The organism is Microbacterium sp. MDV22-iso44 (genome assembly GCF_058629135.1).
In genome coordinates this window covers 1,295,689-1,316,953 of record NZ_JBZVWS010000001.1, presented here as the reverse complement: position 1 = coordinate 1,316,953, position 21,265 = coordinate 1,295,689, and the positions used below count along the sequence as shown (strand labels likewise).

The 21,265-nt window shown below is 68.3% G+C and carries 19 protein-coding genes; all 19 read left to right on the top strand.

From position 1 onward, the window contains the following. The first annotated feature begins 10 nt into the window (after positions 1-10). The 19 genes from AC4NN1_RS06460 (at position 11) to AC4NN1_RS06370 (ending at position 21,129) form a co-directional block, all read left to right on the top strand. Positions 11-712: a hypothetical protein gene (locus AC4NN1_RS06460; RefSeq protein WP_018188882.1), complete on the top strand. Its 702-nt coding sequence runs from the start codon at positions 11-13 to the stop codon at positions 710-712. A gap of 12 nt (positions 713-724) precedes the next feature. Continuing rightward, on the top strand, positions 725-1,336 hold the full coding sequence (locus AC4NN1_RS06455; RefSeq protein ID WP_018188881.1) for a hypothetical protein: 612 nt from the start codon (positions 725-727) through the stop codon (positions 1,334-1,336). A gap of 25 nt (positions 1,337-1,361) precedes the next feature. Next, on the top strand, positions 1,362-2,234 hold the full coding sequence (locus AC4NN1_RS06450; protein ID WP_491954830.1) for a hypothetical protein: 873 nt from the start codon (positions 1,362-1,364) through the stop codon (positions 2,232-2,234). Next, positions 2,231-3,562, top strand: a complete 1,332-nt coding sequence (locus tag AC4NN1_RS06445; RefSeq protein ID WP_336124571.1) for an RDD family protein — start codon at positions 2,231-2,233, stop codon at positions 3,560-3,562. The genes AC4NN1_RS06450 and AC4NN1_RS06445 overlap by 4 nt, the downstream gene beginning before the upstream one ends. A 55-nt stretch (positions 3,563-3,617) precedes the next feature. Continuing rightward, on the top strand, positions 3,618-8,213 hold the full coding sequence (locus tag AC4NN1_RS06440; protein ID WP_491954829.1) for a type VII secretion EssC family protein: 4,596 nt from the start codon (positions 3,618-3,620) through the stop codon (positions 8,211-8,213). An 84-nt stretch (positions 8,214-8,297) separates the two neighbouring features. Beyond that, positions 8,298-8,996: a WXG100 family type VII secretion target gene (locus tag AC4NN1_RS06435; RefSeq protein WP_018188878.1), complete on the top strand. Its 699-nt coding sequence runs from the start codon at positions 8,298-8,300 to the stop codon at positions 8,994-8,996. 3 nt (positions 8,997-8,999) lie between these two features. Beyond that, a complete protein-coding gene (locus AC4NN1_RS06430) occupies positions 9,000-9,629 on the top strand; it encodes a polymorphic toxin type 15 domain-containing protein (protein WP_349308951.1) in 630 nt (209 codons plus the stop codon). 10 nt (positions 9,630-9,639) lie between these two features. Beyond that, entirely contained in the window at positions 9,640-10,200 is a 561-nt protein-coding gene (locus AC4NN1_RS06425) for a GAD-like domain-containing protein (RefSeq protein ID WP_349308950.1), read from the top strand. An 84-nt stretch (positions 10,201-10,284) separates the two neighbouring features. Next, a complete protein-coding gene (locus AC4NN1_RS06420) occupies positions 10,285-10,845 on the top strand; it encodes a GAD-like domain-containing protein (RefSeq protein WP_491954828.1) in 561 nt (186 codons plus the stop codon). Between the two features lie 88 nt (positions 10,846-10,933). Then, positions 10,934-11,494: a GAD-like domain-containing protein gene (locus tag AC4NN1_RS06415; protein WP_491954827.1), complete on the top strand. Its 561-nt coding sequence runs from the start codon at positions 10,934-10,936 to the stop codon at positions 11,492-11,494. Between the two features lie 36 nt (positions 11,495-11,530). Continuing rightward, positions 11,531-12,091 (top strand): GAD-like domain-containing protein, encoded by a 561-nt coding sequence (locus AC4NN1_RS06410; RefSeq protein ID WP_491954826.1) that lies wholly within the window; start codon positions 11,531-11,533, stop codon positions 12,089-12,091. A 15-nt stretch (positions 12,092-12,106) separates the two neighbouring features. Next, complete coding sequence (locus tag AC4NN1_RS06405; protein ID WP_336124561.1) at positions 12,107-12,631, top strand: GAD-like domain-containing protein; 525 nt, start codon at positions 12,107-12,109, stop codon at positions 12,629-12,631. Positions 12,632-12,811: 180 nt separating this feature from the next. Further along, entirely contained in the window at positions 12,812-13,102 is a 291-nt protein-coding gene (locus AC4NN1_RS06400) for a WXG100 family type VII secretion target (protein WP_231370862.1), read from the top strand. A gap of 108 nt (positions 13,103-13,210) precedes the next feature. Continuing rightward, complete coding sequence (locus AC4NN1_RS06395; RefSeq protein ID WP_018188871.1) at positions 13,211-13,435, top strand: hypothetical protein; 225 nt, start codon at positions 13,211-13,213, stop codon at positions 13,433-13,435. A gap of 7 nt (positions 13,436-13,442) precedes the next feature. Beyond that, complete coding sequence (locus AC4NN1_RS06390; protein ID WP_491954825.1) at positions 13,443-15,122, top strand: ABC transporter substrate-binding protein; 1,680 nt, start codon at positions 13,443-13,445, stop codon at positions 15,120-15,122. Positions 15,123-15,191: 69 nt separating this feature from the next. Then, positions 15,192-16,697, top strand: coding sequence for a DNA-3-methyladenine glycosylase 2 family protein (locus AC4NN1_RS06385; protein ID WP_491954824.1), 1,506 nt, complete (start codon positions 15,192-15,194; stop codon positions 16,695-16,697). Beyond that, complete coding sequence (locus AC4NN1_RS06380) at positions 16,694-17,185, top strand: methylated-DNA--[protein]-cysteine S-methyltransferase (protein ID WP_491954823.1); 492 nt, start codon at positions 16,694-16,696, stop codon at positions 17,183-17,185. The genes AC4NN1_RS06385 and AC4NN1_RS06380 overlap by 4 nt, the downstream gene beginning before the upstream one ends. Before the next feature lie 315 nt (positions 17,186-17,500). After that, positions 17,501-19,321 (top strand): ABC transporter ATP-binding protein, encoded by a 1,821-nt coding sequence (locus AC4NN1_RS06375; protein ID WP_018188867.1) that lies wholly within the window; start codon positions 17,501-17,503, stop codon positions 19,319-19,321. Continuing rightward, a complete protein-coding gene (locus AC4NN1_RS06370) occupies positions 19,318-21,129 on the top strand; it encodes an ABC transporter ATP-binding protein (RefSeq protein ID WP_018188866.1) in 1,812 nt (603 codons plus the stop codon). Before AC4NN1_RS06375 ends, AC4NN1_RS06370 begins: the two co-directional genes overlap by 4 nt. The last annotated feature ends 136 nt before the right edge of the window (positions 21,130-21,265 follow it).

Here is a 21,265-nt window from a genome sequence, read left to right as displayed (position 1 = left end):
GGGGGGATACATGGGAATCGGAGAAGTCATCCGGCCGCTCAAGAACTCGCTGGACGGGGTTCCCGTTCACGTTCGGCAGCTCGCCGAGATGTTCCGCAAGCACGGTCAGAGGCAGGGGGACAACACCGCTCGCGTGACCGATCTCGATGCCACCGATGTCCCGGAGGCCCTCCGGAACGGGTGGAAGGGCGACTGGACGCCGAGCGACGTCGTCAAAGTGCCTCAGGGGCAGCGACCGCATCCGTCCGAGTACCTCGACGCGGAGTACATCCGTCAGCATCTCGATCAGTTCTCCGACGGTGCGACCCGCATCTACAAGAAGCCCAGCCTCGACGGCTATGGGCCGGGTAACAACTCCGGGCCGGACGGCAGGAACACGACCTACGTGTTCCCGACCGACAAGCTGGGCGACGTCATCCGCGCGGCCGATGGCGACCCCGTCAAGCTGAGCGACGCGCTGGGATTGCCGAAGGACTTCTTCGTCGGTGCGGAAGTGGAGCTTCGCGACTTCGCGCCGCACGAACTCGACGGACTAACGGTCCCCACGGGCAACGAGGGTGGAACGGATCTCGAAAAGTGGATTCCTGGGGGCTACCTGCCCAGCGGTATCCCCGAAGCCGTGATCGATATCCCGGAGACGGCCACCGGCCTCAACAACGGCGGGTTCGACCCGTCCTATTGGCCGGGTACCCCGCGTCATTTCGAGCTGTAGGCGGACACCCTCATGCGTGATGACACCGACCTCTGGCGGGGCCGGTCCGAAGCTTTCGGGCCGGCGTCCGCCGTCGGCGGCGCGGTTCTCCCTTACGAGGGGAGAACCGCACTGCAGGCGCCCGACGGGCTTCCGGCCGCGGTCTTCCGCGCGGATGTCGACGGGTGGGCGACCCCGTCCACGCCGGTCCTCGTCCGCGGACGAGCGAAGATCCTGCCGCTCGCGTGGTCCGGCGACCCGACGGCATCCGTCCGTACCGTCGACACGGCCGAGATCGATGCCCTCGCCGAGCAGATGCTCGCCGCCGGCATGCACTGGGCCGGCAACTGGCGCCTGCTCGAGCTCGTGGAGCGGCGAAGCGACAGCATCGGCTCATACGCCGACGCCCTCCGCACGGCGGGGGCGACCCGGGTGGATTGCTGGACGTACTCGCATGAGGTGGGGCTCTCGCTCGTCTGGGCGGGGAGAGCGGATGCCGGCACGGCATCGCTCGCGCTCCACGTCGTCCCGGCGTCGTGGGTGTCCGAGCCGCGTGCAGGCAAACCGGTGAAGAACATCGACGTGCGATGGTCGTGGCACGACGTCGTCGGACTTTTCGAGCACGACCGAGGATTTAGTCTGTGAGCAAGCTGATGAGAGGGCTGGACCAATGAGTGCTGTCGACGGAATCGCCACCGATGTGACCCTTCGGATCTACGGTGCGAGCGAGCTCGGCGTGCTGTCGCAGACCGCTCCCGGCGCCGCCCACCCCCGCGTGGAGTACGTCGGCGGCGAGGTGTTCGTCGGGCTCGATCACCGCGACGGCAACGCCCCCGTCACCCAGGGTGAGACCGACGGGGCGGATGCGGACTTCCGCGATGCCGTGCGTTCGGCGATCTCCGCTGCGGTCGACAGCCCCGTCGAGGGAGCGAGCTCACTCGTCATCACCGAGGAGGCGCTCGCCGCCGCCATGCTTCTCGACCCCTCGCGACTCGCGGGTGCGGGTCTGTCCGGGGCGCCGGTGGCGTTCCCCTATGCGCGGGATCGCGTCATCATCGTGGGCGCGGACGACGACACCGCGATCGGGCGCGTTCTCGACGTCGCCGAGCAGTTGTACGAAGCGGAGCAGCCGCTCGTCAGCGCGCACCCCATCGTCCTGACCGACGACGGTTGGGCGCCGTTCCCGTGGCGCGAGCGTCTGCCCGAGCTGGAGTTGCGTTTCGAGCGGGTGCTGCGCCTGTTCTCGGTGCGCGCATACGACGTGCAGACGGCCGCGTTGCAGCGACCCGACGTTCACATCGCTCCCGCGAAGATCCAGGTCCTCGAGTCCGGCGTGACGACGACCTTCGCGGCATGGCCGCAGGGCACCGCGACACTGCTCCCCGTGGTCGACAACGTCATCATCGCCGACCCCGCCGGCACCCTCAGCGTCGCGACGATGACCGAGTTCCTCGACGCCGCCGGCGATGCGGTGATCCGGACCGGACTGTCACCCGCTCGCTACTTCGTGCCGGGTGACGAACCGGACTCCTCGCAGGCATGATCTGGGAGATCGATCAGCCCGAGGACCGACCCGACGGCGTTGACGCCCTCGGACGGCCCGATCCGGCGTACGCCGCGGCCCTGGGGCTCATCCGTGCCCCGTTCGGCCGTCGGTCGATGGCGTACGTCATCGACATGCTCGTCTGGGTCGTGCTGCAGCTTCCCCTGTGGCTGGGGGCGCTGCCCCTGCTGATGAAGCTCGCGACCGGCTCGATCTCGCCCTATGGCCTCGTCAACCATCCCGACTTCGTGCTGGCCGCTGTCATGGCGGCCGTCTCGGTCGCTCTCTCGCTCGCGCTCACGATCGTCCAGTGGATCCTGCAGGCGCGCCGCGGACTGACGATCGGCAAGGGGTTCATGGGACTTCGCAGCGTCAACGTCCGCACCCTGGAGCGACCCGGCGCGGGTCCTGTCCTCCTCCGTGCTCTCATCGTCGGGGCGGCCGGCATCATCCCGGTCATCGGCACGGCCGTCATCCTCGCCTCGCCGACCTTCGATTCGACGGAGCGCGGGCGGGGCTTCCACGACCGCGCTGCACGGATGTGGCTCGTCGACGTCAAGCTCGGGCTGAACCCGTACGACGAGAAGCGGATGCGGATCGCCCGGAAGGCGGTGAAGGCGGAACCCGTGCGCGAGCGCGCCGAGCGCCCCTCGTTGGCCACCTCGACGCGTCCCGGCACCACTCCCGAGTACCGGCCGGGCAACCGCATCAGCGCCGGTGTCCTCGGCGTCGTTCGGTCGAAGGACGGCACCCCCGATGCGGGGAAGGATGCCGCGCCTGCGCCTGCGGCAGGATCGGCCCCGGTCATCGACGCCGCCCCCGGTGTCGACGAATCGCGACGCACCCCGTTGCCGGATCGCGGGACCTTCGTACCCGCGGAACCGGTCGGTGGTCCCGAGGCGGCTGTCGCCGTGCCGACGTCCGCCCCCGCCGAAGCCCCGGCTCCGGCTGTCGCGCCTGCGCCCGTATCGCCGTCGCAGCCGGAACCTTCGCCTGCGCCCGCGTCCCGGATCGGCCTTCGCTTCGACACGGGGGAGACCGTCGTCCTGTCGGCGGCGCTCCTCATCGGACGCGATCCCGACCCCGCGTCCACCCCCGGGGCCGAACCGACCCGGCTGACCGACGAGAGCCGGTCGCTGTCGAAGACCCACGCACTGCTCGTCCCGACGCGAGGCGGCCTCGAGCTCATCGACCGCGGGTCGACCAACGGCAGCGCCGTCATCCATGCGGGTGCGGAGACGCCGGCGGTCCCCGGTGTCGCCCTGCCTGCCGCCGTCGGAGACACCGTCCGTCTCGGCGACCGCCTCGCTGAGATCGTCGTGTTGTGATCGTCTTGCCCGCCCCCGTCGAACGAACGCGACCCCATCCCTTCGGAGAAGACTCATGCGGCTGAAGCTCACCCTGCACCGGCAGGGCAACGACCCCGTCGATATCGTCGTGACGGCGGACTCGACCGCGACGGTCGGCGACGTCGCCCGCTACATCGCGGCATCCGATCCGATGCGGACCACGACCTTCGCAGAGGACGACGTCCTCACTCTGTCGGTGGCGCCGCCCACGGCCTCGCGCGCCGTGGAGCTGCCGCACGACCTGCCGATCGGTGAAGCGCCCATCGGGTCGGGATTCGCGGCATCCATCGTCAACTACGGGGCGGGGTACATCAAGGCCGGTCGCGGCGAGACGGTCGGCATCCTCCGAGCTCTCGCGGGTCCGCTCGCCGGGCAGGAGTTCGCGCTGTCAGCGGGTCACGTGTCCATCGGCCGCGACCCGAGCAATGACGTCGTGCTGGCCGACCCGCTGGTCTCCAAGCGGCATGCCCGTCTCGAGGTCGGGACGTACGCCGAGGTCGTCGACCTGAACTCCGCCAACGGTGTGCTCGTCGAAGGCGTCGAGGTGCAGCGCGTCCGCGTCGAGGACGGTCGTCCGTTCGTCATCGGCAACACGACCCTCGCGGTGTACCTGACCCGTTCGTGGGACGGGGCGGCGACCGAGGATCCGGTCATCGAGCGCGGCGGAGGCCTGCTCTTCAACCGCAGCCCTCGCGTCGAGGTGCGGTACCCGGGGACCCGTTTCAAGCCCCCGCGCCTGCCCACCGAGAAGATCGGCAAGATCTTCCCGTGGCCGATCATGGTCGCGCCGATCCTCATGGGTGCTGCCCTCTTCGCGCTCAACGGCAACCCCCGCTCCCTGCTGTTGATCGTCATGACCCCGCTCATGGCGTTCGGCAACCTGATCAACCAGTCGGTGCAGAGCCGCAAGAGCGAGGACCACGAGCGGCTGCTGTTCGAGCGTCAATTCGAGCAGCTCGAAGAGGATCTCTTCCGCGGCAAGCCTGAGGAGGAAGCAGCGCGCGACGCGGAGGTGCCGGCCGTGGCCGACGTCTTCGAAGAGGCCATGCGCCTCGGTCCGCTCCTGTGGACCAGGCGTCCCGAGCACTGGAACTTCCTCGCGCTGCGTCTCGGCACCTGCTCGCTTCCGGCTCGCAACGGGATCGACGACGCCGAGACCCCCGACGGACTCCCCGAGTACATCGACCGTGTCGATCGGCTGCGGCTGCGCTACGCGACGGTCGACAACGTCCCCGTCTTCGAGACCTTCCCCACTGCCGGATCCATCGGCATCGCCGGCCCGCGCGCCCTCGTCGCCGACGTCATGCGCGGCGTCGCCGTGCAGGTCTTCGGGCTGCACGCCCCGAACGACGTCGTCACGGTGGCGTTCTCGGATTCCTCCTGGACCCCCGAGCTCGAATGGCTCAAATGGCTGCCGCACACATCCGCCGAGCGGAGCCCGTTCCGCGGTGCGGCGCTCGCCGATTCCGCCCCGAGCGGCGCGGCCCTTCTCAACTCGCTCGAGGAGTACGTGCGGCGCGCCGCAGGCGGTGGCACCGGAGCGCCCCGCGGACCTTTCAAGGACGACTGGAACCCGCTCCTCTACGGCACCGATGTGGCTCGCGCCGCTGAGGATCGAACCAAGACACCTCCCGTGTCCGTCATCGTGTTCGTCACCGGGGATGCACCGGTCGACCGCGGTCGGCTGACGGATGTGCTCGAGAGGGGCGCCGACCACGGGGTCCACGCCATCTTCATCTCGGAGACCGTGGAATCCCTTCCCGCCGTCTGCCGCAGCTTCATCGAACTGACGTCGGATCTCGGTGACGCTCGGGTCGGTCTCGTGCGCAACGGCGAGAGCTTCGAGCACGTCGCCGTGGAGGGCGTCTCCAACGCGTACATGGAGATGTTCGCGCGGCGGCTGGCTCCGGTCGTCGATGCGAGCACCGTGGTGCACGACGCATCCGACATCCCGAACGCGGTCATGTTCCTCCAGCTCATCGACCCGGCCATCGCCGAGAACCCGAACGCCGCCATCGAGCGCTGGCGGCAGAACAACACGATCCTCGACCGCACGCCCACGCCGCGGCCACGGCTCAAGAAGGCGGGCACGCTCCGCGCCATCATCGGCCAGGGCCCGAGCGACGCGATGGCGCTCGACCTCCGGACGCAGGGCCCGCACGCCCTCGTCGGTGGTACGACCGGCTCGGGCAAGTCCGAGTTCCTGCAGGCGTGGGTGCTCGGTATGGCGGCGGCGCACAGCCCCGACCGCGTCACGTTCCTCTTCGTCGACTACAAGGGCGGGTCCGCATTCGCGGACTGCGTCGACCTGCCGCACTGCGTCGGCCTCGTGACCGACCTCAACCCTCACCTCGTGCGACGCGCGCTCACCAGCCTCCGGGCCGAACTGCAGCACCGCGAGCACCTGCTGAACCGCAAGAAGGCCAAGGACCTCCTCGAACTCGAGAAGCGCCAGGACCCCGAATGCCCGCCCTCGCTCGTCCTGGTGATCGACGAGTTCGCCGCGCTCGCATCGGAGATGCCGGAGTTCGTGGACGGCGTGGTCGACATCGCCCAGCGCGGCCGCTCCCTCGGTATCCACCTCATCATGGCGACCCAGCGTCCCGCCGGCGTCATCAAGGACAACCTCCGCGCCAACACGAACCTGCGCATCGCGCTCCGAATGGCGGATGAGGCCGACTCGCGCGACGTGGTCGACGACGACGTCGCGGCGAGCTTCCCGGCATCCGTCCCCGGTCGTGCGATCGCGAAGACCGGTCCCGGCCGGCTCGTCCCCTTCCAGTCCGCGTACACCGGCGGGTGGACCAGCCAGGAGGAGACGACGGTCGCCGAGGTGCGCGTGGCCGAGCTGCGTTTCGGTGCGGCCCCCGAGTGGGAGCCGGATCGCCCCGCCGAGTCGGACTCCCACGAGGAGGACCTCGGCCCCAACGACCAGAAGCGCATCGTCTCGACGCTCGTCGCCGCGCGGGAGCTCGCCGAGCTGCCGCTCCCGCGACGTCCGTGGCTCGACGACCTCTCTCCGCTCGTCGACCTGGCCGATCTCGAGAACGACGGCGACACCCGCATCCCGATCGCCCTCATGGACGTCCCCGAGAAGCAGATGCAGGAGTCGGCCGCCTTCGTCCCCGATCGCGACGGCTCCCTCGTCGTCTACGGCACGTCGGGGTCCGGCAAGTCGACCGTCCTCAAGACGATCGGCACCGCCGCGGGCATGCGTCCCGACCGCGGCCGCGTGAACGTGTACTGCCTCGACTTCGCCACCGGTGCCCTCGGCGCGCTGTCGGCGCTGCCGCACGTCGGATCGGTCGTCGACGGGTCCGACGTGGAGCGTATCCAGCGTCTGTTCCGCACCCTCGACAGCGAGATGGACCGGCGGGCGACGGCGTTCTCGGCCGCGAGCGCGGCGACGCTGCAGGAATACCGCGAGATCGCGGATCCGAACCTCCCGCGCATCATCCTCCTCATCGACAACTTCCCCGAGTTCAAGAAGGACTGGGAGGTCGCCCCCGGGCGCGGGCCGTTCTACCGCACCTTCATGCGGATCCTCGGCGAAGGCCGCACGCTCGGCGTCCACACGGTGCTGACGGCGGACCGCGGCAACGCGGTACCGAGCGCGGTCGCCTCGAACATTCCGCGCAAGGTCGTGCTGCGCATGGGCGACCCCTCGCAGTACATGCTGCTGGGCACGCCGCGTGACGTGCTGGACGAGCAGTCCGCCCCCGGTCGCGCGGTGATCGACGGCCACGAAGCGCAGATCGCCGTCCTCGGCGGCACCTCGAACGCGATGGAGCAGACGAAGGCGCTCGGTTTGCTGGGCGAGAAGCTCCGCGCCGAGGGCGTGCGGGATCTGCCCGAGATCGGCGCGCTGCCGACGGCGGTGCCGGCGTCCGACATGCCGGCACGGGTCGACGGGATGCCGGTGTTCGGCGTCGCGGACGACACGCTGTCGGCGCACGGTTTCGAGCCGATCGGTTCGTTCGTGATCTCCGGGCCCCCGGCATCCGGTCGCACCAACGGCCTCAAGTCGCTCGTCATGGCGATGGAGCGCTTCGACCCGGGCGTGCAGATGTACCACTTCGGCAGCCGCAGGTCCGAGCTCAAGGACTTCCGTCCATGGGTGAAGAGCGCCACGCGCCCCGACGACGAGAAGGAGCTCGCGACCGAGCTGACGGAACTCGTCACGCGGGAGCTGTCGGAGGGTCGCATCCTGATCGTCATCGAGGACATGCCTCACCTGTCGGACGGACCGGCGGACCGCCCTATGCGAGCGCTCCTGCAGGCCATGAACGACAGCGAGCACATGCTGATCGGCGAGGCCGAGATCTCCCGCGCGAGCGGCAGCATCGGCGTCCTCGGCGAGTGGAAGGCCGGCAGGCAAGGCATCGTGCTCAAGCCCGACACGTACGACGGCGAGGCGATCTTCAAGACGCCGTTCGGTCGTGTCAAGCGGTCGGACTTCCCCGTCGGCCGCGGCATCTTCGTGCAGGCGGGTCGCGCCGTCACCGTGCAGATGCCGCTCGTCGCCGACGTCGCGCCTGCCGCGGAACCGGTCGTCAGCGTGCCGACGACGCGTGCCGCGGCTCGCGAAGCGGTGACAGCGGATGCCGCGGGCGCGACGCTGGGGGCATAACCCTCGATCGAAACGGGGACTTCTCCCCATGTACGTGGCGACGAGTCTTTTCTACTCTCGAGAGGGAGGTGATGCGCTGTGGGCATGATGCTGCCGAACGAACTGATCTGGGTGATGGAGAAGCTCGGATTCGAATGGCCCGACGTCGACGAGGACGAACTGCGACGCGGTGCGCAGATCGTCTCGCACTTCCGGGACGACCTCGAGGACTCCCTGCAGGCCATCGACCGGAAGGTGAACGGGGACCTGGCCGCGGCGATGCGGGGCCAGGCGGGGCCTGCGTTCGTGTCGGCGTGGAACACCAACCGGTCGCAGAATCTGCAGAAGCTCGTCGACCTGCTGGGCCCGGTTCCACCGGGGATGGACATCGCCGCCGGGGTGGTCCTGGGGCTCAAGATCAAAGTCATCGCCGATGTCACGACGACGATGATCGCGCTGGTCGGCATGCTCACGAACCCCGTCACCGCGGTCGGTGCCGGCCCCATGCTCATCATCAAGAAGAAGCTTCTCAACGCCGCGGTCGACATCGCGATCGAGCAGGCGCTGAACCAGATCCTGCCAACGGTCATCGAGCCGCTCGCCGATGAATTGCCCGCCGTCGTCATGGCCGCGCTGAACGCTCCCGTCGTCGAGGCCGTGGCCGGCAACCCGGATGAGTTCTACGCCGACCTGCAGGCGCTCGAGCAGTCCGAGGAGGAGCTCGATCTGCGCGCGGCCGACATCGAATCGTTGATGGACCGGCTCATGGCCGACCTCGCCGGACTGAACATCACGGGGGACTGACACATGGCTCGAGTCGGGGACGAACTCATCAAGCCGATGCTGCGTGCGCTGGACGACATCCCGGTCCACGGCCGGCAGCTCGGCGAGATGGTGCGAGGTTTGCGCGGCAAACAGCGACGCAACCGCGACGGTGTCGAGGAGATCGACACGTTCGATGTCACGCTGCGGCCCTTCAAGCGGAACAAGAAGCACGACCCGGTCGAATACGACCGCCAGTACAACGAGCAGATGGATGCCCTGCAGCAAATGCCGCTGTCCGACTGGCTGCGTAATCGTACGGAATACGTGCAGAACGGCCGCACGCCCGACTCGCTGCGGGCGCAGGAGAACGCTCGCGCGGCTGCGCTCAAGGCGAAGATCTTGGAGCTTCGTGAGCAGGGCCAGAGTCGATCCGAAGCTGCGGAGAATGCGTCATCATGGCTTGCGACGCAAGCGGCCACTCACAGGCTGGACGGCATCGCGGGGGGCAACGTCACTGACATCTCCGGTGTCGGCGACGCTCGCATCAACTCGTCGCTGGGGTCTCAATGGCGGTCTCGTGTCGGTGACATCGACGCCGCCGTCGTCCGGTTCATCCAATCCCATCCGGGCGTCGACCTCTCCGATGTCTACATGAATGTCACCTTCAGATAAGTTGAAAACCATGGTCCAGATCGAAGATTTCGTCGCGCACTCGCCGGTCTCGCAGGAAGTCATAGCCGCGTATCGCGACCGAGTTCCCTCGGAGATCGTCGAGATCTGGGAGCAATACGGCTACGGCACGTTCGGCGAGGGGTTCATCCGCGTGATCAACCCTTCAGTGTTCGAGGCTGAGCTCGGTGATCGGATTGGGAAAACCCAGGGCGACGGCATCGCGATCCCCGTCATGGTGACCGCCCTGGGCGATCTCATCACCTGGGAGCCGAGCGTCGATTCACTCGTTGCGATCCTCTTCCGGAAGTTCGAGACGGTGGGTCTGGGTTCGCCCAAGACCTTCCTCGGCCTGACTCGCCTCGACGGGGCGGAGCACCTGGAGGAAGAATTCGCGTGGGACCCCTACCCGGAGGCAGTTGCCCGTCAAGGGGCCGTGACGTTCGACGAGTCGTTCATCTTCGTCCCGCTGCCGTCGTTGGGTGGTCCGGGCACGGTCGACACTCTGCAGAAACGCCCCACCATCTCGGCCATTCAAGTAATGGTCGATCTGCAGGGTCCCATCGGCCACTGAAGTCGGCCGCGCCCGAGGTCAAGACTGTCCGCTGGCGCGAGTCGGAGACGAAACCACCATCGTCATCGTCGATAGGTTGTGGGCATGATCGAGATCGCGGACTTCGTCGAGCATGCACCTGTCGAACCCGAAGTCGTGGCTGCCTATCGCGATCGGGTTCCCGCAGAGCTGGTCGAGGTCTGGGAGCAGTACGGCTACGGCACGTTCGGGCAAGGTTTCATCCGCGTCATCAATCCCGCGGTCTATGAGGCTGAACTCGGCGACCGGATCGGCAAGACCCAGGGTGACGGTGTGGCGATCCCCGTCATGGTCACCGGGCTGGGAGATCTCATCACCTGGGAGCCCAGTCTGGGTGGACTTGTGGGTCTCATCTTCCGCGAGAACAGAGGCGTCGGCCTGGGGGATGTCGATTCATTCCTTCTTCTCACCGAGGCGTTGGGCGTGGACCATTTGGCCTCGGAGTTCAACTGGGGCGTCTTCCCCGAAGCGGTTGCAGCGCAGGGCGCGCCCGACTTCGATGAGTCGTTCATCTTCGTTCCCTTGCCATCCTTGGGTGGCCCGGGCACGGTCGGCACTCTTCAGAAGCGCCAGACGCTCTCGGCTATCCAGGTGATGGTCGACCTGCAGGGCCCCATCGGCCACTGAAGCCGACGGCGGGAACCCGGTGTCGAGACTGTCCGATGGCTTCAATCGGAGACGTAATCACCATCGTCGCCGTCGATAGGTTGTGGGAATGATCGAGATTGCTGACTTCGTCGAGCACGCGCCTGTCGACCCCGACGTCATCGCCGCGTATCGCGATCGGGTACCCCCGGAACTCGTCGAGATCTGGGAACAGTACGGATACGGCACGTTCGGTGAGGGTTTCATCCGCGTCATCAATCCCGCCGTCTACGAGGCGGAGCTGGGGGACCGGCTCGGCAAGACCCAGGGCTCCGGTATCGCGATCCCCGTCATGGTCACCGGTCTTGGCGATGTGATCACCTGGGAACCCAGTATGGGCGGCCTGATCGCGCTGATGTTCCGTAGCAATCGAGGCGCGGGTTTGGGTAAGGTGTCCAGCTTCCTGACCTTGACGCGTGCAGGCGGCGCGCGTCACCTCGCCCGTGTTCTGGACTGGGGTGTATTCCCACAAGCGGTTGCGACGCAGGGCGTACCGGACTTCGACGAATCGTTCATCTTCGTGCCGCTGCCTTCCATGGGTGGTCCGGGCACAGTCGACACTTTGCAGAAGCGGCCGACGATCTCCGCCATCCAGGTCATGGTCGATCTCCAAGGGCCCATCGGTCACTGATCGACCACACCTGGGTTCTTCCCTAGGTTGGAAACCATGGTAGAGATCGCAGATTTCGTCCCGCATGCTCTGGTGGAGCCGGAAGTGATCGCTGCGTACCGTGACCGGGTTCCCGCAGAGATCGTCGAGATCTGGGAGCAGTACGGTTACGGCACGTTCGGGGAAGGCTTCATCCGCGTCATCAACCCTGGCGTGTACCAGGCGGAGCTCGGCGACCGCATCGGTAAGACACAGGGTGACGGGATAGCGATCCCCGTCATGGTGACCGGGCTGGGAGATCTCATCACATGGGAGCCGAGTCTCAACGGGCTCGTCGTACTCATGTTCAGGAGCAACCGCGGAACGGGGATGGGCAAAGCCGCTACTTTCCTCGGTCTGTTGAAGCTGGACGGCTCGGACTACTTGTCGGAGAAGTTCGGGTGGGATGTCTTCCCCGAGGCGGTCAAGCAGCAGGGGGCGCCCGCATACGATGAGTCGTTCATCTTCGTCCCCCTTCCTTCCTTGGGTGGACCGGGCACGGTCGACACCCTGCAGAAGCGTCAGACGCTGTCGGCTATCCAGGTCATGGTTGACCTGCAGGGGCCCATCGGGCACTGACCGGCCACTTCTGGGGTGGTCCCGAGGTTAGAAACCGCGGTTCAGGTCGCAGATTTCGTCCCGCATGCTCCGGTGGAGCCGGAGGTGATCGCTACGTACCGTGACCGGGTTCCCGCAGAGATCGTCGAGATCTGGGAGCAGTACGGTTACGGCACGTTCGGGGAAGGCTTCATCCGCGTCATCAACCCCGGCGTGTACGAGGCGGAGCTCGGCGACCGCATCGGTAAGACACAGGGTGACGGGATCGCGATCCCCGTCATGGTGACCGGGCTAGGGGACCTCGTCACCTGGGAACCTAGCCTCGGGGGCCTGGTGGCGCTTCTTTTCCGGGAGCAACGCGGCACGGGTCTGGGGAAGCCGGCGTCGTTCCTGACGCTTCTGGGGCTCGACGGTGCGGAGCGCCTCGAGGCCGACGAGTCGTTCATCTTCATCCCGCTGCCGTCCTTGGGTGGGCCGGGCACGGTCGACACTTTGCGGAAACGCCCCACGCTCTCGGCGATCGAGATGATGGTCGACCTGCAAGGCCCCATCGGGCACTGAGCGCACGCTCGGAATTGCGCGGTCGATCAGCCCTTCGCGTCGGCGAGCAACTGGTCCGACGAAGGATTGTCAAGAGGGGACTTCTCCCCATGGGGTGGGAGAGACCTCTTCGCTAGCATCGTTCACGCGGGGGAGGAAACGGGTTCTCCGCACCACGACGAAACGCTGGGAGGCGGGTTCATGGCTCACGATTTTGGTGCAACATACAGCGAGATGGAGAGCGCGGCGCAGCGCCTGCGCGACGGTCGTCAGACCGTCACCGACACGCTGAAGGAACTCCAGGGCATCATCGATGACCTGGTGCAGGACGGCTTCAAGACCGAGAACGCGTCCGAGGCCTACTCGACCGCATACTCGGAGCTCACGACGTCGCTCGACGATGCCGCTGAGGCCGTCAACGACATGGCTCAGGCGCTCGACCGCATGGCGGACCGCATCCGCGACACGGACGCCGAGCTCGCCGGCGGTTGATCCCTCGACACGCTCACGGGCCGCGATGCGATCTCATGATCCGCATCGCGGCCCGTCGCCTGTGTTCACGATGATTAGGATCAGGATGACGAACGGAGTGTCGCGACGATGACCACCTCGCAGACCTACTGGTACAACCTCTCCACCCAGTCCGTGGTGCGCGATGATCAGCGCCCCTCCGAGGACTGCCTGGGCCCGTTCGCCACCGCGGCAGAGGCAGAGGATTCGCCCGCCGTGCTCATCGAGTATGCGAAGAGCTGGCTCGAGAGCGAAGAGAGCGAGCCGTATCGTCAGATGGCGGCGGAACTCGACGACGACATCGATCGCGCCTGACGCGCGCATGCGTGCCTCCCGCCGCGGAGCGGTCGCTGTTCTCGCTGCTGCCGCCCTCGCCCTGAGCGCCTGCGCGCCTGCATTGCCGCCGTCGGTGGTCGCCGACAGCAGCGTCACCGTCGGATGGGGCGGCCGGCTCACCTCGTTCAACGCCGCGACCGATCCCACGGCAGCCAACCGAGACATCGCCGCGGCGACGCGCTCAGCCTTCGGTCACATGGTCGACGGGGAAGTCGTCCCCGACGAGTCGTTCGGCACGGCGAAGATCGTGGGCAAGGACTCCTTCACTGTCCGGTACGACCTGAAGGAGCCGCTCTGGTCCGACGGCATCCCGCTGGACGCCGCCGACCTCGTGCTGGGATGGGCGGCATCCGTCGGTCTTCTCACGAAGGACGGCCCCACGGATGCGGCGCTGAAAGCCGCGCGGCCGAAGGTCGACGAGTTCGCTCGCGCCATCGACGTCACCTACCCCGCCCCCACCATCTCGTGGCAGACCGCGATCGCCGCTGACGTGCCGGCGCACACCGTGGGGATGCGCGCCTTCGATCTCGATGACCCGATGGAGGCGAAGCAGGCCGTCATCCGGGCGGTGCTCGGCCGGGACACGACGGCTCTCGCCGCCATCTCGGACGTATGGAACACGGATTTCACTCTCACGGACGGCAAGCTCTCGCCGACGATGGCGCTCTCGAGCGGCCCGTACGTCGTCTCGAAGGTCTCCGACGAAGGGGCGAGTGTCACGCTGACGCCGAACCCCCAGTACCGCGGAGCGGCGGTGCCGCAGGTCGCCGACGTCGCGCTCGTCCCTCGCGGGGACGACCCTCTCGCTGCCGTCGGGAAATCCCTCGACGTCCTCTCGTTCACGCCGACTCCCGCTGACCGCACGCCGGTGAAGCAACTCGAGCGGCGAGACTTCGGGGCGCAGACGACGAACGACGGCACGATCTGGACCGTCCTCCTCAGTACCGACGGGGTCTTCTCCTCGCGCAACGCCCGCGCGGCCTTCTTGCGCGCCATCCCCGCGGACGACATGGTCGCCGCCGGCGCGGGTGAGTGGTCGCAGTCGTATCCGAAGACGACGTCGATGGTCACGGCCCCGGGTTCGCGGGCGTTCGAGATCGTCACTGAGGATTCCGGTTTCGCGAAGACGATCGGCACGCCCGCGGACGACGCCGCCGTCGATCGTGCTGCCGCCGGTGTCCGCGGCGGTGCCCGGGTGTGCGTGCTCTACGACCGAAAGAGCGGATTCGCGAAGGGCGCCTTCACAGCCCTGAAAGCCGGCATCGCCGAGGCCGGCTGGAACGCCGTCGACTGCGCGACGGATGACCTGGATGCCGCGCAGAAGGCGTCGGGATGGGATGCCGTCATCCGGCGCGTCCGCGTTCCCCAGACACCCCAGCAGATCGCGAGCCAGTGGAGCACCACGGGCTCCTCGAGCCTCGTCGGTCGGGTCGATCCGAAGCGCGACGAGCTGATCGCCACACTCCAGCAGACGGTGGACGTCTACGACGCGCGCGACCTGCTGGCGAAGATCGAGTCGACGATCGTGTCGGACGCGGTCGCCCGACCGCTGGCCGCGGTCCCGCGTCTGACGATCTCCGCGCCCCGCGTGACCGGCGTCACGGTGCGCGACGGCGACGACGCTCCGGTGCTCTCCGGGATCTCGGGGTGGACGCCCTCGGGGTGAGCCGCCGCATCCCGCCGTCGTGTCCGATTTCCGCGAGTCGATGTCGGGCGGTCGTGTCAGGCTGAGGTCATGACGATCGCAGCGATGACCTTCGACGAGCGGTATCGCGCGATCGACGCGCGCGACGCCCGCTTCGACGGGCAATTCGTCACCGCGGTGCACACGACCGGGATCTACTGTCGTCCCAGCTGTCCGGCGCGGACCCCGAAGGCGGCGAACGTCAGCTTCTTCGCCACGAGCGCCGCCGCGCACGAGGCCGGGTTCCGGGCGTGCAAGCGCTGCCTGCCCGAGGCGACCCCCGGCTCACCGCAGTGGAATCTGCGGGGCGATGTCGCCGGGCGGGCGATGCGTCTCATCGCCGACGGGGTCGTCGACCGGGACGGGGTCTCCGGGCTCGCCGCGCGGCTCGGGTACTCCGATCGTCACCTGACGCGGCTCCTCACGACCGAGCTCGGCGCCGGCCCCCTCGCCCTGGCGCGTGCGCATCGCGCTCATACGGCGCGCACCCTGCTCGTCGACACCGATCTGTCGATGGCCGACGTCGCGTTCGCCGCCGGATTCGGCAGCATCCGTCAGTTCAACGAGACGATGACCGAGGTGTTCTCCCTGTCGCCGTCCGACCTCCGGGCCCGTCGGCGCGGGACGACCGCGGCTCCCGGGCGGATCGACCTCGTCCTCCCGGTGCGCGGGCCGTTCGACGCGGTCGGGCTGTTCGGATGGATGCGGGCGCACGCCATCCCCGGGGTCGAGACCGGTGACGCCGCGACGTTCGCGCGCACGATCCGTCTCAGCGGCGGCCCGGCCTGGTTCGAGGTGCGACAGGATGCCGCGGGTCGCCTACGGCTGCGCGCCGAGCTCGCCTCGCTGCGAGACCTCGCACCGCTGATCGCGCGGGTGCGTCGGCTGTTCGACCTCGACGCCGACCCGACCGCCATCGATGCCGCCCTGTCGCGGCATCCCGAACTGCGTCCTCTCGTCGAGCGCATTCCCGGAGTTCGGCTGCCGGCAGCCATGGATGCCGACGAGATGCTCATCCGCGCCATGATCGGGCAGCAGATCAGCGTCGCGTCCGCGCGCACCGTGATGGGGCGGCTCGCCGCCGCACTCGGCGAACCGATCGACTCGCCCGCAGGGCCGTCCTTCCTCTTCCCCACACCCGCCGTCATCGCCGAGCGCGGGGGAGAGGTGCTGCGCGGGCCCGGCGCCCGGATCCGCGCCATCGTGGGCGCAGCGACCGCGCTCGCCGACGGGTCGCTCCGCCTGAGCCCCGGCGACGACACCCTCGAGCAGCGCGAGCGGCTGCTGGCTCTTCCGGGGATCGGTCCCTGGACGGCCGACTACGTCCGCATGCGCGTCCTCGGCGACCCGGACGTCCTGCTCCCCGGCGACGTCGCCGCCCGGGCGGGAGCCGCAGCGGCCGGCATCCCCGCGGATGCCACCGGCCTCACGACCTGGTCGACCAGGGTCGCGCCGTGGCGCAGCTACCTGATGGCGCACCTCTGGTACGCCGCCCCCGTCACGCAGGCGTGGCGCGCGGAAACCCCCGACACCCCATCCCGAAAGGACGACCGATGAGCGCGGTCCTGCAGACCCTCGACACTCCCGACGGCGCATTCACGATCCTCGAAGAGGACGGTCGCGTGCTGGCGTCGGGATGGACCTCGGATGCCGACGCGATCCTCGGCAGGCTACGGGCCGACCGCGTGCCCGCCGACGTGACGACGGGTCGAGTCCGGTCCGCGGACGCCGTCGCCGCCTATTACGACGGCGACCTCGCGGCGATCGACGACGTGCCGGTCAGCCAGCACGGCACAGCGATGCAGCTCACGGGGTGGAGCGCGCTGCGAGACATCCCGGCGGGAAAGCCCCTCACCTACGCCGAGTTCGCCGCCCACCTCGGCTCACCGACCGCGGTCCGGGCCGCGGCATCCATCTGCGCGCGGAATGCGCCGGCCCTGTTCGTCCCCTGCCACCGGGTGCTGCGGACCGGGGGAGCCCTCGGCGGATTCGCCTGGGGTCTCGACGTCAAGGTGCGGCTCCTGGAGCGCGAAGCGGCGATCTGACTCGATTTTTTCGAGTAAGCGCTTGCTTGCGGCGAAATCACAGGGATATCCTGGAGGGCTCCCGCGCGATGCGGGCGCCTCGTCCGGCCCCATCAAGGAGGAAGCCATGTCCACGGAGATCGTCTACACGAAGTCCGCCGCCTTCCTCGTCGCCGGACGCCCCGTCCGTCAGGGATGACACCGAGGATCTGATCCCGCGCGGAAGCTTCCCGCGCACCTCTTCGTTCTCCCTCGACGGGTCACCGCGACCCTGATCGTCCGCGCCACGCCGCGCTCCTCGCCGCCTCGGCATCCGCTCCTCACCTGTGCAGGATCATGACCTCCTCGACGCATCCCCGTCTGTCCACCGCCCGCTCCCTCGCCCGCCTGATCCCGTTCGCGAAGCCCGTGCTCCCGCGTCTCGGGCTCGGTGCCCTCAGCGCGCTCATCGCGAGCCTGCTGGGCCTGTCCATCCCGCTCGTCCTCGAGCAGATCGTCGGCACGAACGGTCCCATCGCCTCGGGCAACCCGTGGCTGATCGCCCTCGGCGGCGGCGCCGTGCTGCTGCTCGGCCTGCTCGAAGCGCTCATGGTCTGGGCGCGCCGCTGGTTCGTGCTCTCTCCCGCCACCGCCGTCGAGTACGAGCTGCGCACCGACTTCTACGGACGGTTGCAGCGCCTGCCCGTCGCCTTCCACGACCGGTGGCAGTCGGGCCAGCTGCTCAGCCGCATGATGCAGGACATCGGCCTCATCCGCCGGTGGATGGCGTTCGGCGTCGTCCTGCTGGTCGTGAACATGATCACGATCGTCGTCGGCTCGGCGATCCTGTTCAGCTGGCACTGGCTGCTCGGCACGATCTTCGTCATCGTCTCCGCACCGCTGTGGATCGCGGGCTTCGTGTTCGAGAACCGTTACGGCATGCTGTCACGGCAGAGCCAGGACCAGGCCGGCGACCTGGCGACCGCCGTCGAGGAGTCGGTGCACGGCATCCGCGTCCTCAAGGCCTTCGGGCGCGGCAGCCATGCCCTGCGCAAGTTCACCCGCCAGGCCGAGACGCTGCGCGAGACCGAGATCAGCAAGGCCAAGGCCGTCGGCTGGATCTGGTTCTGGCTCGTGCTGCTGCCCGACATCGCCTTCGCGCTGTGCCTCGGCGCGGGCATCTACCTCGTCTCGGTCGGCGAGATCGACACCGCTGCGCTCATCGCCTTCTTCGCGATGGCGACGATCCTCCGCTGGCCCGTCGAGTCGATCGGGTTCCTGTTCTCGTTCCTCGTCGACGCACGCACTGCGACGGACCGCATCTTCGAGGTGTTCGACGAGCAGAACACGATCGTCGACCCCGAGAACCCGGTCTCGATCGCGGAGCCCCGCGGCGAGCTGGTCTTCGAGGGGGCGCGGTTCCGGTATCAGGATGCCGCGGCCACCGAGCGCGACCTGCTCGACGGCATCGACCTGTCGCTGCGACCCGGCGAGACCATGGCTCTCGTCGGTCTGACGGGGTCGGGAAAGACGACGCTCACGACCCTGCCCGGGCGCCTTTACGACGTCACCGGCGGTCGCGTGCTGATCGACGGCGTCGACGTCCGCGACCTGCCGTTGACCGAGCTGCGCCGTCACGTCGGCATGGCTTTCGAGGACGCGACGCTGTTCTCGCAGACCGTGCGTGAGAACGTCCTGCTCGGGCGCGAGGACCTCGACCCGCAGAGCGCCGAGGGGGAGCGCGTCATGCGCGAGGCCCTTCAGGTCGCGCAGGCCGCGTTCGTCGACGACCTGCCCGACGGCGTCGACACCGTCATCGGCGAAGAGGGGCTCAGCCTCTCGGGCGGTCAGCGTCAGCGCCTCGCGCTCGCGCGCGCCGTCGCGGCGCGTCCGGCCGTCCTCGTCCTCGACGACCCGCTGTCGGCGCTCGACGTCGACACCGAGGCGCTCGTCGAGGACGCCCTCCGTGTGGTTCTGGCCGAGACGACGGCGCTCGTCGTCGCCCACCGGCCCTCCACTGTCACGCTCGCCGACCGCGTCGCGCTCCTCGAAGAGGGACGCATCACCGCCGTCGGCACGCACTCCGAGCTCCTGCGCACCAGCGAGCACTACCGGCACGTCATCTCGAGTCTCGAGGACGAGCAGGAACGTCAGCACAAGAGGGAGGTGTCCCTGTGAGCACCGTCACGGGCACCAGCGGCGAAGACCGCTCCGATTACACCCGCGAAGAGAGCCGGCAGATCCGGCGTCGCTCGCTGCGACTCCTCGGGTCGCTCGTCACGCCGCTGAAGATGCAGCTCGTCCTCGCGGGGATCGTGCTGGTCATCTCGACCGTCCTCCGCGTCGCCGGTCCCGCCCTCGTCGGCTGGGGCATCGCGAACGCGCTCCCGGCCGTCCAGAAGGAAGCCGACTGGATGCCGACGATCGTCGTCGTCATCATCTTCCTGATCTCCGCGATCGGCGGCGCCGCGCTCATCGGCTGGTACGCCGTCGTCGTGGCGCGCCTGACCCAGGCGGTCATGCTGGACCTCCGCAAGCGGATCTTCCTGCACACGCAGAAGCTCAGCCTCGAGTTCCACGAGTCGTACACGTCGGGCCGCATCATCTCGCGACAGACGAGCGACCTCGACACGATCCGCGAGCTGCTCGACGGCGGTCTGAACGAGCTCGTCTCGGGCCTGCTGTACGGCGGGTTCACTCTCGTCGCGCTGATCCTGCTCGACTGGCAGTCCGGTCTCGTCCTCGCAGCCATGGGCGTCCCGCTGTTCTTCCTCATGCGCTGGTTCTACCTGCGCTCGCAGGTCGTCTACCGCGAGTCCCGCGTCGTGAGCGCCAAGGTGATCGTCAAGTTCGTCGAGACGATGACCGGTGTCCGCGCCGTCAAGGCGTTCCGCAAGGAGCCGGCGAACGACCGCGAGTTCGGCGGTCTGGCGAGCGACTACCGCGACATCAACATGCGCTCGATCCGCCTGTTCGGCACGTTCGAGCCCGCGATGATGGCCCTGGCATCCTTCGCCCTCGCGGCAGTGCTGCTCTGGGGTGGTCTGCGCGTGGTGAGCGGGGCTCTCGAGCTCGGTTTCCTGCTGTCGGCCGTCCTGTACGTGCGGAACTTCTTCGCGCCGATGCAGGAGGTGGCGTTCTTCCTGAACTCCTACCAGTCCGCCACGGCGGCGCTCGAGAAGGTGTCGGGCGTCCTCGAGGAGTCGCCGACCGTCCCGGATCCGGCGAAGCCGGTCGACCTCCGCGAGGCGAGCGGCCACCTGAGCTTCGACGACGTGACCTTCGGGTACTCCGAGACGAAGATCATCCTCCCGGACTTCCGCCTCGACATACCCGCCGGGCAGACGATCGCCCTCGTCGGGACGACGGGTGCCGGCAAGTCGACGCTCGCCAAGCTCGTCGCACGGTTCTACGACCCGACGAAGGGTGCGGTGACGCTCGACGGCGTCGACCTGCGGGAGCTGCACCCGAAGGATCTGCGTCGCGCGATCGTCATGGTCACGCAGGAGGCCTACCTGTTCAGCGGGACCGTCGCCGACAACATCGCCCTCGGCAAGCCCGACGCGACGATGGACGAGATTCGTGCGGCGGCGCGCGCCGTGGGTGCGGACGGCTTCATCCAGAAGCTGCCCGACGGCTACGACACCGACGTGAACAAGCGCGGTGGCCGCGTGTCGGCGGGGCAGCGTCAGCTGATCTCGTTCGCGCGCGCCTTCCTCGCCGACCCGGCCGTGCTGATCCTCGACGAGGCGACGGCGTCGCTCGACATCCCGAGCGAACGGCAGATCCAGGAGGCCCTCGGCACCCTGCTCGCCGACCGCACGGCGATCATCATCGCGCACCGCCTGTCGACGGTCGCGATCGCCGACCGCGTGCTCGTCATGGAGCACGGCCGCATCATCGAGGACGACACCCCCGACGCCCTCATCGCGGGCACGGGCAAGTTCGCCCAGCTGCACCGGGCCTGGCGCGAGTCGCTCGTCTGAGTCGATCCTGGTCCGCTGACGGATGCCGGGGCCCGATGTCGGGGCCCCGGCATCCGTCGTTCGCGGCGGCCGAGTGGGCCGGATGCAGGTTCAGGGGGTGTTCACCGCGCTCAGGGCACCATCGGAGCCGTCTGAA

What these genes read in the sequence shown, in the direction of transcription:
- AC4NN1_RS06460 (WP_018188882.1), top strand. Translation starts at nt 11, where the DNA reads ATGGGAATCGGAGAAGTCATCCGGCCGCTCAAGAACTCGCTGGACGGG.
- AC4NN1_RS06455 (WP_018188881.1), top strand. Translation starts at nt 725, where the DNA reads ATGCGTGATGACACCGACCTCTGGCGGGGCCGGTCCGAAGCTTTCGGG.
- AC4NN1_RS06450 (WP_491954830.1), top strand. Translation starts at nt 1,362, where the DNA reads ATGAGTGCTGTCGACGGAATCGCCACCGATGTGACCCTTCGGATCTAC.
- AC4NN1_RS06445 (WP_336124571.1), top strand. Translation starts at nt 2,231, where the DNA reads ATGATCTGGGAGATCGATCAGCCCGAGGACCGACCCGACGGCGTTGAC.
- AC4NN1_RS06440 (WP_491954829.1), top strand. Translation starts at nt 3,618, where the DNA reads ATGCGGCTGAAGCTCACCCTGCACCGGCAGGGCAACGACCCCGTCGAT.
- AC4NN1_RS06435 (WP_018188878.1), top strand. Translation starts at nt 8,298, where the DNA reads ATGATGCTGCCGAACGAACTGATCTGGGTGATGGAGAAGCTCGGATTC.
- AC4NN1_RS06430 (WP_349308951.1), top strand. Translation starts at nt 9,000, where the DNA reads ATGGCTCGAGTCGGGGACGAACTCATCAAGCCGATGCTGCGTGCGCTG.
- AC4NN1_RS06425 (WP_349308950.1), top strand. Translation starts at nt 9,640, where the DNA reads ATGGTCCAGATCGAAGATTTCGTCGCGCACTCGCCGGTCTCGCAGGAA.
- AC4NN1_RS06420 (WP_491954828.1), top strand. Translation starts at nt 10,285, where the DNA reads ATGATCGAGATCGCGGACTTCGTCGAGCATGCACCTGTCGAACCCGAA.
- AC4NN1_RS06415 (WP_491954827.1), top strand. Translation starts at nt 10,934, where the DNA reads ATGATCGAGATTGCTGACTTCGTCGAGCACGCGCCTGTCGACCCCGAC.
- AC4NN1_RS06410 (WP_491954826.1), top strand. Translation starts at nt 11,531, where the DNA reads ATGGTAGAGATCGCAGATTTCGTCCCGCATGCTCTGGTGGAGCCGGAA.
- AC4NN1_RS06400 (WP_231370862.1), top strand. Translation starts at nt 12,812, where the DNA reads ATGGCTCACGATTTTGGTGCAACATACAGCGAGATGGAGAGCGCGGCG.
- AC4NN1_RS06395 (WP_018188871.1), top strand. Translation starts at nt 13,211, where the DNA reads ATGACCACCTCGCAGACCTACTGGTACAACCTCTCCACCCAGTCCGTG.
- AC4NN1_RS06390 (WP_491954825.1), top strand. Translation starts at nt 13,443, where the DNA reads ATGCGTGCCTCCCGCCGCGGAGCGGTCGCTGTTCTCGCTGCTGCCGCC.
- AC4NN1_RS06385 (WP_491954824.1), top strand. Translation starts at nt 15,192, where the DNA reads ATGACGATCGCAGCGATGACCTTCGACGAGCGGTATCGCGCGATCGAC.
- AC4NN1_RS06380 (WP_491954823.1), top strand. Translation starts at nt 16,694, where the DNA reads ATGAGCGCGGTCCTGCAGACCCTCGACACTCCCGACGGCGCATTCACG.
- AC4NN1_RS06375 (WP_018188867.1), top strand. Translation starts at nt 17,501, where the DNA reads ATGACCTCCTCGACGCATCCCCGTCTGTCCACCGCCCGCTCCCTCGCC.